12 protein-coding genes and 1 pseudogene are annotated in these 14763 nt (G+C 33.3%); 12 read left to right on the plus strand and 1 reads right to left on the minus strand.

Features of this window, described 5'->3' with window-relative positions:
• Window positions 1-196: 196 nt before the first annotated feature.
• Window positions 197-1048, minus strand: a complete 852-nt coding sequence (locus QL232_RS06950; protein ID WP_168880734.1) for a lysophospholipid acyltransferase family protein — start codon at window positions 1046-1048, stop codon at window positions 197-199.
• 402 nt (window positions 1049-1450) lie between these two features.
• Here QL232_RS06950 and rplU point away from each other — a divergent pair, with 402 nt between their 5' ends.
• The 12 genes and pseudogenes from rplU to QL232_RS07010 all read left to right on the plus strand — a co-directional run bounded on the left by rplU (window position 1451) and on the right by QL232_RS07010 (window position 14761).
• Complete coding sequence (rplU, locus tag QL232_RS06955) at window positions 1451-1762, plus strand: 50S ribosomal protein L21 (RefSeq protein ID WP_168880735.1); 312 nt, start codon at window positions 1451-1453, stop codon at window positions 1760-1762.
• A 37-nt stretch (window positions 1763-1799) separates the two neighbouring features.
• A complete protein-coding gene (rpmA, locus tag QL232_RS06960) occupies window positions 1800-2060 on the plus strand; it encodes a 50S ribosomal protein L27 (RefSeq protein ID WP_168880736.1) in 261 nt (86 codons plus the stop codon).
• 233 nt (window positions 2061-2293) lie between these two features.
• A pseudogene (locus QL232_RS06965) lies at window positions 2294-2482 on the plus strand (DnaA N-terminal domain-containing protein); the annotation flags it as partial.
• Window positions 2483-2704: 222 nt separating this feature from the next.
• Window positions 2705-4378, plus strand: a complete 1674-nt coding sequence (dnaA, locus tag QL232_RS06970; RefSeq protein WP_281613901.1) for a chromosomal replication initiator protein DnaA — start codon at window positions 2705-2707, stop codon at window positions 4376-4378.
• 93 nt (window positions 4379-4471) lie between these two features.
• The gene (locus tag QL232_RS06975) at window positions 4472-7195 is read left to right on the plus strand and encodes a hypothetical protein (protein ID WP_281613579.1); all 2724 of its coding nucleotides are present in this window, start codon (window positions 4472-4474) and stop codon (window positions 7193-7195) included.
• Between the two features lie 97 nt (window positions 7196-7292).
• Entirely contained in the window at window positions 7293-7841 is a 549-nt protein-coding gene (gene lptC, locus QL232_RS06980; RefSeq protein WP_168880738.1) for an LPS export ABC transporter periplasmic protein LptC, read from the plus strand.
• A 15-nt stretch (window positions 7842-7856) separates the two neighbouring features.
• Window positions 7857-8087, plus strand: a complete 231-nt coding sequence (locus QL232_RS06985; protein WP_281613580.1) for a hypothetical protein — start codon at window positions 7857-7859, stop codon at window positions 8085-8087.
• Window positions 8088-8290: 203 nt separating this feature from the next.
• Entirely contained in the window at window positions 8291-9058 is a 768-nt protein-coding gene (locus QL232_RS06990) for a hypothetical protein (protein ID WP_281613581.1), read from the plus strand.
• Between the two features lie 157 nt (window positions 9059-9215).
• Window positions 9216-11312, plus strand: a complete 2097-nt coding sequence (locus QL232_RS06995) for a vWA domain-containing protein (RefSeq protein ID WP_281613582.1) — start codon at window positions 9216-9218, stop codon at window positions 11310-11312.
• Window positions 11313-11660: 348 nt separating this feature from the next.
• Window positions 11661-13178, plus strand: a complete 1518-nt coding sequence (locus QL232_RS07000) for a TonB-dependent receptor (protein ID WP_281613583.1) — start codon at window positions 11661-11663, stop codon at window positions 13176-13178.
• A gap of 157 nt (window positions 13179-13335) precedes the next feature.
• Window positions 13336-13911 (plus strand): sigma-70 family RNA polymerase sigma factor, encoded by a 576-nt coding sequence (locus QL232_RS07005; RefSeq protein ID WP_168880743.1) that lies wholly within the window; start codon window positions 13336-13338, stop codon window positions 13909-13911.
• 1 nt (window position 13912) lies between these two features.
• The gene (locus QL232_RS07010) at window positions 13913-14761 is read left to right on the plus strand and encodes a hypothetical protein (protein WP_281613584.1); all 849 of its coding nucleotides are present in this window, start codon (window positions 13913-13915) and stop codon (window positions 14759-14761) included.
• Window positions 14762-14763 lie beyond the last annotated feature (2 nt).

Below are 14763 nucleotides of genomic sequence, written 5' to 3' on the forward strand. Positions count from 1 at the left end.
CTCATTTATAGTACTTTATTAACGTGTGTTAGCTAAATTTTATTGCAAGATTGAATCGTTTTGTTAGTTACTCACAAGTTTATATCTGAATAGTTATATAATGCTAGGTTTTAAGGAGGATCATTTTATGGTGTAAGAAAAAAGGACTACTTGATATTATTACAAGTAATCCTTTCAATATTATAATTTTAAAGATCTATGCTGGATTAACGTTATCGAAGTTTGGCTTATCTCCAGGATTTTGTCCAATCTCATTAGTGATGATATCAACAATTTCTTGTACTGAAGCCTCTTGTGGAAACTGAATTGGCTGTTTGATTTTTACTTTCAATTTAGTACCACGCTTCTTGAATAATAATCCTTTCTTATCAAATGCTCTTCTAAAGCCATCAATCACTATTGGTACTACAATAGGGTTGTAACTTTTAATGATATTACCTGTACCTTTTCTTACTGGAGCATATGGACTAGTTGTACCTTGTGGGAAAGTAACTAACCAACCTTGATCTAATGCTTTCTTAATTTTAAGTGGAGCATTAATATCTGCAGATCTTTTAACGTCTTTACCTTGTGCCCTCCAAGAACGTTTAACAGTTACGGCACCAGCTAAAGAGAAAATCTTTGGAATAATACCGCTTTGTTTCATTGTTTCTTCCGCTGCAACATAATATGTATTCACTCTTGGACTTAACATATAAATAGGGAGAGGTGCTACACCTTTTTTAAAACCCCACTTTGCACTTGCGAAAATATGGTAGAAAGAAATAACGTCTGTATAATATGTTTGATGGTTGGAAACAAAAAGAACATTATTTTTAGGTAAGTCTTTTAATATTTCCATTCCTTCAACTTCTAAGTTGTTATGTAACTTAAGTCTTGGGTAAGTTAATGCTGCTAGTGTACCAATAAGCATTCTCTTTAAGAAAATGACATTACCAAAATTATCACGTCTTATTAATTGAAATTTTTTCTTTTTATTGGTATCCTGACTACTCGCTTCATCAAATACTTCTGTTATCTTCTTTGGATCTTTACTATTTTCTTTCATTATCAATATTATATATCTACCTGATAGTGTTGCTATTCAGACAGTGTTCTATTACATATACTCTATTTTTAAACGACTAGTTTAAAAGTTTAATAAAATTAGGATGAACACAAAAATACAAAATATTCTTCCGAAAGAAGTGTAATTATAATATAACTTTTCTGTGATTTTGTTAAGAGCTATATAATACTCTCTATTACAGAAGAGGTTATTCATTTATTTTCACGGAGAAATCTTAAGAATTATTTATTTTTACAAAAATGTCACTTTTGCTACTGAAAATGGCTTGTTTAAACTCTTTAAGGATTAAAGTTCAATGTTTTAGTAGATAAATGTTTGTCTATTCTAAAAAATAAAGTTACATTTGCAGGCATTTCGAGGGAAATTATAATCGAAGACACAATGTACGCAATTGTAGAAATAGCAGGTCAGCAATTCAAAGTTGAAGAAAATAAATACATCTACACGCATAAATTAAACTCTGAAGAGGGTGCTGCGGTAGAATTTGATAAAGTTCTTCTAGTTGATAACGCTGACAACGTATCAGTAGGAGCACCAACTGTAGAAGGTGCAAAAGTGACAGGTAAAGTACTTGGTCACGTGAAAGGCGAAAAAGTTATCGTCTTCAAAAAGAAGAGAAGAAAAGGATACAGAGTGAAGAACGGTCATAGACAACACTTCACAAAGGTTCTTATCGAAGGTATCTCTAACTAATTGATTTTAGAAATCGAATCCATAACGATAAAAAGACATGGCACACAAGAAAGGAGCGGGTAGCTCGAGAAACGGTAGAGAGTCGGAAAGTAAACGACTTGGTGTGAAAATTTTCGGTGGATCAGCAGCTAAAGCTGGTAATATCCTTGTTAGACAACGTGGTACTACTCACCACCCAGGTCAAAACGTAGGTATGGGAAAAGATCACACGTTATTTGCCCTAGTTGATGGAACTGTTGAGTTCAAAAAGAAAAGACTAGGTAGATCTTATATTTCAGTAGTTCCAACTGCTGAGTAATATACAAGGTCGATTATATTAAGAGGTTCAAACCTATCACTTAGGTTTGGGCCTTTTTTTGTCTGATTAAAAGTTTAAGATTCTTAAAAAGAATAATTGTGTTAAAGTACTGGGGATTTTGTAATTATTTTTATCTAATTATTGTTACAATTCTACCTAATTAAGTGCAAATACTTTACTTTCGCACAAAGTTTTTGAGTATCTTTAAGGTCTGAATTATTTTTTCGCAATAGATGGGAAAGGATTGTGTAACAGTTTGGCGAGAATGCCTAGATATTATTAAAGGAGAGATCTCTGCACAGAGTTTTCATACGTGGTTTGTTCCAATCAAACCCGTTAAACTGGAGCATAATGTCTTAACTATTGCGGTGCCTAGCCCTTTTTTTTACGAGTGGCTAGAAGAATACTATGTTCATGTCCTTAAAAAGGCAATTGATGCTGTACTAGGGCCACAAGGTAAGCTAGAATATTCTATTATGATGACTAGAAGACCTAAGAATGCTCCTTTCACATTACAGAGAGGAAATCAGCCTCAGCAAGAAAGAAACTTTTTTGATCAACAATACGGTAATTCGAATCAAGGACAAGGAAATTATACTCCACCTCCTGCACCGAATACAGGTATGGATCAACAGGATAATTACATGGGAAATAATAATCAACAATTTCCTCAGTATAATACACCTTCTCAACAACAAGACGGTGGACAAAATCCCTTTCAGCAACAGTCGCAGCAACAACAGCAACAGCCACAACAACCTCAGCAGCGTCCGGTAAACCTTAACCCTTACGCTAAAGAGAACAGAGAAGGAAATAGACCAAACTTCGGACAACAAGAAAATAGACCACCTCAGAACCCTTCAAATGATCAAAACGAATTTGGAGCGTCTGATCCTTATTTTCAACAATCTAATTTTGATCAGCAACAACAATACAATAGAGGAAATCAAAATCCTCCACAGCAAGGTCAAAATCCATGGTCAAATCAAAACCCTTCTTTAAACCAAGACAGTAATCCTACTCCGCCTCCGCAGGAACCAAGAGTTAATCCTTCTCAAAATGAGAACCTAGGCGGTGGACAGAGAAATTCATATCAAAACCCTCCTCAATACAGAAAGAGTAATTCTAATGAATTGCCTCAGTATAGAAATTCTCAACAGAGAAGACAAGAGGAGCAAAAGCAACAACCACAGCAACCTTCATATCCTTCACAACAAGGAACGAATATGGATGGTTTTGTAGATCATTTCAGGGTACCTCAAGCACAAGAAAGTAGCTATAGAGAATCTTTCTTGAATCCTACGTATACATTTGAAACTTTTATAGAGGGAGATTGTAATCGTTTGGCAAGGTCTGCAGGGATCGCTATTGCTAGAAAACCAGGCGCTACAGCTTTTAACCCTTTGGTGGTTTATGGTGGTGTTGGTTTAGGTAAAACTCACCTTGCTCAAGCAGTAGGTAACGAAGTAAAATTGAGTGACCCTTCTAAGTTTGTGTTGTATGTGTCTTCGGAACAGTTTACAACTCAATTTATTGAGGCATTGAAGAATAATAACGTTCAACAATTCACTAACTACTATCTACAAGTAGATGTGTTGATTGTTGATGATATTCAATTCCTTGCTAAGAAAGAAAAAACTCAAGAAAACTTCTTCCATATCTTCAACCGTTTACATCAAAATGGTAAACAGATAATCATGACATCTGATAGACCTCCAAGAAGCTTAGAAGGTTTAACAGACAGATTATTATCTCGTTTTAAATGGGGGTTAACGGCAGATATTCAGAAGCCTGATTTTGAAACTAGAGTAGCTATTGTAAAGCAAAAACTAATGTCTGAAGGAGTTAATGTTCCTGATGATGTAGTAGAGTACTTATCTTATAATATCGATTCGAACATTAGAGAGTTGGAAGGTACTTTGGTATCGTTAGTAGCCAACGCTTCGTTAATGCAAAGAGAAGTCGATTTAGATATGGCTAAGAATGCTTTATTGAATATTGTAAGAAATACTGAAAAAGAGATCACAATTGAATTTATTCAACAGATTGTATCAGAGTATTTTGGTATTTCAGTGGATGAATTAAAGTCTAAGACTCGTAAGAAAGATATTGCTCAAGCAAGACAAATTGCGATGTATTTCTCTAAGGAGTATACAAAAGAGCCATTGAAATCGATAGGTAACCAATTTGGTGGTCGTGATCATAGTACAGTAGTTCATGCAAGTAAAGCAGTAACAAAACGAACAGCTTCCGATGCACTTTATAATAGAATTCTAGAAGAACTTCTAGATCAGATGAATATAAAGAGTAAAGGCTAAACGTAACGATATACATAAGAATACGTGACAAAAAAAAGGCTTAGTATAAATGCAAAGCTTGGTCTCGTTCAAATTTTTGCCCTATTATTTATTTTGATAGGGTTTTATTTTATAGATGAAACGAGAAAAGCTGCTAACGAAACAGACATTTGGCATGTAGTAGCCAGTGAATCTATTGCTCTTGTTGAATTAGAAAATCCTCAGCAAGTGAAAAGTCTGATAGACTCTTCTGAAATGATTATTGCCTTAAAGGATCTAGAAGGAGGAGTTTCTACTTTAAAGACTTTAGACCAACTATTATTAATGTTGGATTCTGCTAAAGTCAACCCAATTCTTGGAACAAAACAAAAAGTCTATTTTTCTTTAAACTCTACCGGAAGCCAGCCCATTTCTTGGTCTGTGTATATTCCTACTGATGAGAGAGTTTATCTTGATCCCTTTACACAACTGACGTCATTACCTCAAAGTATTTCTACAAGACAGTATAAAGGGATGATTGTCCATGAGTATTACGTAAATGGAGAACTTCTAACCGTAGCTAAAATCAGAAACTTTATTGTTGCTTCGACAGATGCCTTATGGGTAGAAGAGGCAATAAGAAATAATGGAGAGAAATTTTACGACGAATACTATTTCAAAACACTTTCACAGAAGTTAAGTCAATACGATCAGCAAATAGAATTAGCTGAAGGTATTAATGTGTGGTTAAGGCCTAACTCAATCGCACATTGGTTTTCAAGAAAAAACACACCAAGTCTTTTACATCCTTTTCCAAGTATCGAAGAGTTTTCTTATGGTATGAGAATAAAAAGTGCTTCAGAGAATAGTAATGAAGTTCAAATTATTGCTCATAATGTATTACCAGAAAATGCCTTTAATGGATTTGTCAAAGCAGCGTTGACCTCTTCAATAGATGAAGTACATCCTTTAATGGTAGATGATATTGCATTTTATCAGAGATGGCATGTTAGTAATATCAATACTTTTATTGATGGAGCTGCTGATTACTCAGACCTTGTAAAAAAAGGCTATTTGGAGAGTGTACAAAAGAGGCTTCAAAAATCAGGATTCGATTTAAATAAATTATCTGATCAGATTAAGGGTGACATTGCTAAGGCAACAATTACTAATGTAAGTGGTAGTGCATGGCAACACTTGTATTTCATGCAATTGAAAAATAATGTTGAATTTGATATTGCATTAGGCGACCTAAGAAATGACTTTGATGATAAGTCATCACAAAAAGTAGAATTAATTGGAAGGAGTGGTTTTACTATTTATAGATTCCCTATTGGAGACGTTTCTGGCGGTTTAATGGGTGTGGAATTTCAAGATTCACATCAAGCCTCTTATCTTCTAAGATTTAACGATTTTATGGTTATCTGTGGAGATTTACCAACTTTATCACAGTGGTTAAATGATTGGCTAGTGAAAAGAAGGTGGGTGAAGCAACAACGATATAACGTATTAATCAATAAATTAAAAAATACTGAAGGCGAAGCATCTTTTGTAATGAATACAGAAACCTCTTGGCCTGCATTAAACTATCCACTTTCAAAAACATACCGAGATTATTTAAATAGACATCTCCAATTGTTTTTAAGCTTGAATTTCCAACTATGGAATATCAATAAAGATCAAATTGAATTATGTGGATTATTCAGTGGTCAGTTGAGAGAAGATAAAGCGAAGAAAATTGAAAAGGTATTAACGATTACAACAGGTGAAAAACTAGCAATGGCCCCAAGTATCTTTAAAGATGTAATGGGACAGCCAAAAGGGTTTACTTTAATCGATAAAGAGAACATCATAGAAACTTATTCTTTTGCAGGTGATACATTATTCTATCAGGAATTTGATTCAACGATATCTTCAGAACCGCAACTCATGTGGGATATGAATGGTGAAGCATCGGTATTTATTAGTTTAAAAAATAAGATTCTTCATCTATCAAGAAATACTTCGTACACAACTGGTTTTCCTGTAGAATTACCAATTTATTCACAAATCCAATATTTGAAGTGGTTGCCTTGGCATGCTAAAGGTAGTTCAGATATGATCCAGAATACAGATGGATTGGTACTGGCAACAGATACCTTAGGTAATATTTATGGGATCGACAAAAAGGGAGAATATAGAGGAAAGTGGTTACCTCAGAATACACTAGAACCTTTAATTATTCCACCTTATTTATTCCAGTCTGATGCAAAAAATTATGTAGTTACTTTATCGAAAACAGGTAAACTGATCATTTTTGATGCTGAAGGAAGATACATGAAAGGCTTCCCGATGTTATTTAAAAATATCGTTTCTCCACAGATTTTCGTTGTAGAGAATGCAAGCCTAGATGAGACTGTGATCACTTTTATTACTTTAATTGGTGATTTAGTGGAAGTGAACGGAAAAGGTGATTTAATCCGTAAAGAAGAGTTAGGAGATAGATCATCGGGGAGAACTTTTGATTTATTAATCGATGAGGCAAGAAAAAGGTCTTATATGATTTTGGATCAAAGACATGGGTTGGTGAAAGTAAAAGACAGTTCAGGACAGTTACTTTTCGAGAATCAATTTGAGGAAAAAGGAAAAGCAATAGGACAGTTTTTTGATTTTGGTATTGATGCGGAAGTAGTAGGAATTACTTTCCCATCATCACAAAAGACCTATTTGTATTATACCAATGGGAAAAAATTTGTAGAACAACCGATTAGGAATAATACTACCTTTAATATGTTCTATGACGCAGATATACAGAAATTTGTTTTGGTTTCATCTTTTGATAATAAGTCAGAAGTTTATCATCTTAATAGAAGAAATTAGTCTTAGAAAACTAAAATACTGTTAATCTGCATACAAAGATCAATCTTATGTATATTTTTGTAAGATCAAATGTTTTGACGTAAAAGAAAGACAAATAATGATTAAAAGAATATTTATTATCGCAATTGCTTCAATGACTTTATTTTCTTGTGGAAGCAAGACCAAAACTAAAAGAGAAGCAAGAATGATATCTTTAGGTGAAGATACACCTGATTTTACAGCATTTGATATTGAAACTCTTCATACTGAGGATGCTGTACCTCAAAATAAATTAAAAGCAAAAGTTCAGATGAGGTATAAAAATGGTAATGAAAGATATCCAAATGGTATCGATATCGTTACTTATGATACTGAAACTGGCGACGAATCATCACATTTAATTGCAGATAGTGCTATCTATACAGCTGATAGTACAATGTATACTGTATATTCAAATGTAGTTTTACAAGATTATAAGAAAGGTCAGATGTTGGAAACTGATACTTTACATTTCAATAAAGAAACTGGAGATATTTTTACAGATGATCATGTGAAAATTACAACAGAAGACGAGATCGTAACAGGTAAGGGTATGAGAGCCAATCAAAACAACCCCGAAGAATATGAAATCTTGGATATTGAAGGTTCAGTATACGTAGGCGACTAAGGTCAACTAAAAGATATGAAAAGTACAATATTGGTAGCACTTGGTGCTGCCTTTTTCATTATTGGGGTACACCAATCTTTTTACTATGGTATACCTCAGAGTTATTGGTTGTTTATGCTTTCAGGAGCATGCTTTTTACTTATCCAGTATTTTAAAAAGAAAGATGAAGAAAAGCAGAAAGCAGCCAAAAAAGACAAATACAACAAACAAAACACCCCAACAAAAAAGAAAAGAAAGAAAAAATGAACTTCTCAATCATAATTCGCGAGCTTAAATTTTTTGTGTTTTTTGTGATCGGATATTTACCTTTTTTCTTTGGGGTAATGTACGTCATTGAGGAAGAACCAAAATCATCTTACTTTTTTCAAGGGATGATAGTAGCGTTTATCGTTACTTATATTACAAGGTCAATCTTGTATATTATGAAGAATATGGAATAAGATAAGTCTATGAAAAAACTATTTTTCCTTCTTGTGGTGATGTCTTACTTTGGTGTGGAGGCGTTTGCTCAATATCAATCAAAAGAGCAGAATAATGCTGCATTTACAGTAGCTATGTCTGATTTAACAAGTAAGAATGTTTTGTTGTATACTGCTTGTTATAATGTTGATCGAGGAACAGAGTATCCATCAGAAGCTGAGTTTTCTAATGATGAATCATTGATTCAATTACTAACAAACGAAAAGGATCAAGGGGAAAAGTATCATATCTTATTGTCTAGAGGTGTTTCTATTGTTAATCGGCCTCTATATACCAACGAAGAAATCTTATCTACTGATATTCAACAAAAGAAGGATCAGGATTATGTGATTAGTCTTGAAGATGGAATTTACCATGCTTCAGGATCAGGATTCAACCCGTCTTATGATTACACTTTAGAAATTGTGGAAAAGGGTGAAAAAAGTCAGAATAGTCATGTAAATATTATGATTGGTGAGCTATCAGGTTTGGAAGTGGAAGGTAAAACGATACAACCTTCCAAGGCAGTGATAAAATATGCAACAGGCTTTTCTAAAGTGATGATGCAGAAAACAAATAAACTGACACGTCAAATAACATTTTATTACCCAATAGATGAAGAGAGAATGATAGTTCAATATTATGTATTGAGCTATGTAAATAATTTGCCACCGTCTTTTGTGGGAGGAGCAAAATTAATGGTAGATAAGGTAAAGAAAAGTGTTCTGTACGGTATGAATGCTTCAGAAGAATTATAATTTTTCTTCCTCATTAAATAAATCGTGAAAATAAATTGCATTCTGAGAGAATAGGGAGTAACTTCTATTGTTAGCAATACTATTGCTTTTTTAGTTTGTTTTTATAGCTAGATAATTAGGCTAATGATAAGACCTAATGCTAATCTTTACTAAATCCATGAATGGACTTTATATAGAATACTCTTGGTGGTGGTTGTTTTTTGGTGCACTAGCATGTGCTTTAATCACTTACTTTTTTTATACTCAGAAACAAATATGGAACCTTACTGTCAATAGAATTTTGATAGTATTAAGGTTTTCGGCTCTTGTCTTAATCTTATTTCTACTTTTGGATCCAATGTTCAAGAGTATACAGAGATATTATGAGAAACCCATCATGTCATTTATCATCGATGATTCTGAATCGATGATTGCAACAGTGTCTAAAGACAAGCTTCAAAGTTTAGTAAATGGTATTGTTGATGTTGCTAAAAAACTAGAATCAGACGGTTACGATACTAAATTCTATAATCTATCAGGTGATAAGATTGAGGAAGAAGATTTAGCTTCTTTGAACTTTGATGGTAAGGTGACAAACTTAAGTAAATCCATTCAAAAGTTAGAAGAAATCAATGAACATGAGAACTTGGCAGGTATCACATTAGTGACGGATGGTATCTTTAATCAAGGCTTTTCTCCTTTATATGTTCCATCCGTAGTTCCAGTTTACACAGTTGGAATCGGAGACACTATTCCACAAATTGATCTACAAGTAAAGGATGTATATGCTAATAGAATTGCATATATGGGGAATAAATTTCCAATTATAGCAGAAGTAGTAAATGAAGGCTTTTTAGGTAAAGTGGTAGAAGTTTCTTTAACGTCCAATGGAAAAATTCTAGATAGAAAAAGGTTTAAAATCTCAAATGAAAAAGGGTTTGAACAAATTGAATTTTTAGTAGAGGCTAAGAAGAAAGGATACCAAAAGTTTACAGTTTCTGTAAAAAGCCTAGATGGTGAATTCTCTAAAGAGAATAACTCTAAGTCAGTATATATTGAGGTCATAGAAGGAAAAGAAAAAATATTACTAATTGCAAATGCTCCACATCCAGACATTAAAGCTATTAGAGAGGGCGTAGAAAAGAATAAAAACTATGAGCTTCATGTTTATATTCCAGGGCTAAAACTTAACAACGGTTTGGGGTATGATAAGAAAGCAAAATATGACTTAGTTATCCTGCATGAGTTTCCAAATATTAAAAATAAAGCAGGGTTGCTTATCAAGAAATTTGTCAATGAACAAGTCCCCTTTTGGTATATCATAGGAGATGTTACCGATATCAATGCCTTTAACAAAATGAATAACCTATTGACAATTGAAGGGTATAGAGGGCAAAAAGATAAGGTGACAGTGGCGTTTAATGATACTTTCAAAGCATTTACTTTCCCAAAGGAGAAGAAGGACTTGATAACGAAAATGGCTCCTGTTGAAGTGCCTTTTGGTGAGTACAAACTAAAATCTGGTAATATTTTAATGTACCATCAAATTGGTAGTGTAAAAACGTCTAAACCTTTATTAGTTTTAGGAGAGACTGGGGATGTGAAATCTGCAGTTTTAACGGGTACTGGTTTATGGAAATGGCGACTTCAAGAAGGATTGTTAGATTCTGATGAAGGGGCAATTGATGAATTGATCAGTAAAGTGATCCAATATTTATCAACAAAAACAGATAAGAGAAGGTTTAGAGTAAATACTACGCAGCCAGAATATTCTGATATAGAAGATATTGTGATTGAAACGGAAGTGTATAATGATATTTATGAATCGATTTATGGTCAAACCATCGATCTAGTGATACAGAATGATAAAGGAGAGAAAATGTCATATACTTATTTGAACTCTGCTCCCTATTTCAAGTATCATTTATCAGATTTGACAGAAGGTGTGTATAAGTACACTGCATCAACAACTATAAATGGTAAAAAAGAATATTCAACAGGTAATTTCACAGTGAAAACTATGGAATTAGAAGCTTTAAATCCTACGGCAAACTTTGAGTTATTAAGAAGCATTGCAGATAAAACAGGAGGAGCTTTCTATGAATCGAATACCATTAATGAGATCTCTGATTTGGTATTATCTAATAAGTCAGCTCAAAGAATTCATGCTGAGGAAATGTATAAAGAAGTGGGCTCTTCTTATTGGATTCTTACACTATTATGCTTGTTATTGTTCTCAGAATGGGTGATTCGTAAGGTATTTGGAGGGTTTTAGGCTCATTGAAATATTAAATTTATAAAGGATAATATTCTTTATTAAAAAATAGGTGTTGATCATGATGAAAATTTGTGAATTCAGCACCTATTTTTTGCATTTATAATCATTAGTGTAAAAATTACATTATTTTCATAATCAATGCGAAAAAACATTTTATTAGAATAAATATCTTATACTTTTGTACAAAGAGCAAAGCGGTATTGATTTTGTTCATTGACCAAGTAACATACTAGAAAAGACCAAACTTAAACATTTGATTACTTATTTGATTTATAATGTAGTATAGTATTGGTTGGCTCTATTATATATTCACATACGCAAAACATAGAAGTACCTTAATTTATTATGGGATTCAACAAATTGACCACAAAGGAGAAAGCTTTAAAAATTAACCTTGATCCAACAATTTATGGTTCAATTGCAGAAATCGGAGCAGGTCAGGAAGTGGCTGCCAATTTCTTTAAAGCCGGAGCAGCTTCCGGAACAATTGCCAAAACGATGTCTGCCTACGATATGGCTTTTTCAGATGCTATTTATGGTCCAGAACCGGGCGGTAGGTACGTATGTCAAAGTAGAGTGGAAAGAATGCTTGCAAAGGAATTTAGTCTTTTGGGTGAGCGTCTACCACAAAGAGCTGATAAAACTTGCTTCTTTGCCTTTGCGGATACAATTGAACAGCTAAACTTTAATCGAACAAACCAGGGTCATGGATGGCTTGGTGTTCGTTTTCAGACAAAACCTAACGGAGGTGCGAATGAAGTTGTTTTACATGTTGAGTTAAAAGACAACGACCCTCTACTACAACAAGAAACTATTGGTATTCTAGGAGTTAACTTAATCTATGCATGTTTTTACATGACAGATAATGTAGATGACTTCTTAAGTTCATTAATGGATGAACTTAGTATCCATAAAATTATCGTCAACTTTATCCGAGTGACTGGTCCTGATTTCTTGGATGTTGATAACCGATTATTAAGTTTATTATTAGTTAAAAATGGTCTTGCAAAGACAACTATGTTCGGACCTGATGGTCAAGTTGCTTTACCACAAGACTTCCTATATAAGAAAAACATTTTAGTACTTAGAGGTCGATTTAGACCTATTACTAAGGTGAACATTGATATGATGGAACGTTCTTATGAGCACTTTAAGAATGATCCTGAAGTCGATGAAAATAACATCGTAACTGTAGCCGAGTTAACATTAGAAAACTTAAGAATATCCGAAGACCGTAAGAAAGATGAAAATGATTTCTTGGATAGAGTAGATATGTTATGTTCGTTAGGATATACAGTAATGATCTCGAAGTACCAAGAGTACTATCGTTTAACTAACTATTTATCTCGCTTTACAAGAGGTAGAAAAATTGGTGTAGCAGTTGGACTTTATAACTTAGAATACATCTTTACACCAAAGTATTATGATCATCTTAAAGGTGGAATTTTAGAAGCATTTGGTTTCTTATTCGGTAGAAATATTAAGCTTTATGTTTATCCATCATTAGCAAGAGAAAGTGCTAACGGAGCAGATGTATTAAGAAGTAAAGACATTAAATTGGAAGATGGAATTCACTCATTATTCCAAGCGATGGTCGATAACAATAAGATTGAAGACTTAAGCGATTGTAACATCAAAAACCTTCAAATTATTTCGGACAGAGTTCTTGAGTTGATCAAAGAAGGAAGTACCGAATGGGAGGTGATGGTTCCTCAGATTGTGGTAGAACAAGTAAAACAGTTCTGTTTATTCAATTATCCTTGCTCAGTTGAAAGGAAAAAGGAAATTGAACAATCTCGAAAAGAGTCTACAAGGAAAAGGCAATTAGAGATTATGAATAAAGGTGCAAGTGTAAAAATCTAAGCATCAGAGAAATATATTTCAAAAAAATGTCACCTTTTAAAATTTTAGAAGGTGACATTTTTTATTTAACGATATAATGAGATAAGGTCTTTTTATATCGTGGATTTTAAGTAATTTTATTAATATTGGATAGATTAAAAGTAACCTAAATCCTAGAATGTTGGAGCAAGAATATACCACGTCATTAAAATCACTATTAGAAGATCTAAAAGAGCACAGAGAATCTGCTTGGAAATATTTATATGTGAATTATCAAGCAATGATTGTAAACCTTGTCAAGAAAAACGGAGGAGACGAGGAAGCAGGAAAAGAAGTTTTCCAAAGTGTGATTATAGATCTGCATAATAACCTTGAAAAAGGTAGAGTGAGGGATGATTCCAATCTAAAAAATTACTTATATACCCTAGCATACAATCAATGGAGAGTTTTCCTTAGAAACAATAAAGGAAAAAATGACGAGCTGGAACATGATAATACACTCTTAGATGATAGTGTGAGCTTTGATGAAGAACAATACGAGTTATTCGATGAGATGTCTTCAATTATTAATCACCTTGGAACAAAATGCCAAGAACTAATACACTCAAAATATTCTAAGATAAAGTTATCGATGTCGGAAATAGCTGAACAACTTGGTTTTGCTAATGCAAGGTCAGCAACCTCCCAATTGAATAAATGTATGGAAAAGGCCAGAAAAGAAGCAGTAACGGTTCTGAAGTCAAAAGGGATGTAATATGGAAGAAAACAGAGATTATACAGCGTATATTGATGCTTATTTGGAAGGTAATTTATCAGGAGATGAATTGAAAGAGTTTGAAAATCAACTCAAAGAAAATGTTGATTTCGCTTTGGAAGTTAAGGCTCATCAAATTCTTATCAATACCGTTCAACAGAGATCTATTGAGGAAAAACTAAAAGCTTTTGAAGCGTCATTTATTCCTGATAAAACATCTTTAATAGATGCTTATTTGGGAAAAGAGCTAACAGAGGAATTACTTGAACTCGTCGAAAATAAGATAAGAGATGATGAGCAATTTAAAGATGAAATTGAAGCTCAGAAATTACTCATCGAACAAGTAAAAAGAGATTTCTTAAAAGGTAAACTAAAGACATTCGAGGACTCTTTGTCTGAAGAAAAAGAAGAGAAAACATCTCCTGTCTTTAAAGTAGAAAGACCACAGGAAGAAAAAAGCAAAGAAGTGAAGTTCTATACATCTAGGACTTTTGCTGCAGCAGCTTCCATCTGTGTTATCTTGTTAGCAGCTATTTTTATGCTAAAAGATTACGGTGACGAACCCACAAATACCATTGTTTCTACATATACTATAAAGGTAGAGAATATTAATGAAGGCCTTGGTTTTGCAGATGACGGAGAAAGTGAGGTTGAAGTAGAAGTGATAAAGAATAAAGAGTTGAAAGGATATTATGAGTTTGAAGACAAGACATTAAAAATTTATTCTTCTGAGAAAATATCTAATATAAAACTAGAGTTTGATGCAACATCAGATCCATCGTTTTTATTAAAATTAGATGGTAAAAAATATTTAATTGATTATACTTCAAAACCAACTCAATTGAAATAGTA

The organism is Flammeovirga sp. SubArs3, from assembly GCF_947387565.1.
GTDB lineage: Bacteria > Bacteroidota > Bacteroidia > Cytophagales > Flammeovirgaceae > Flammeovirga > Flammeovirga agarivorans.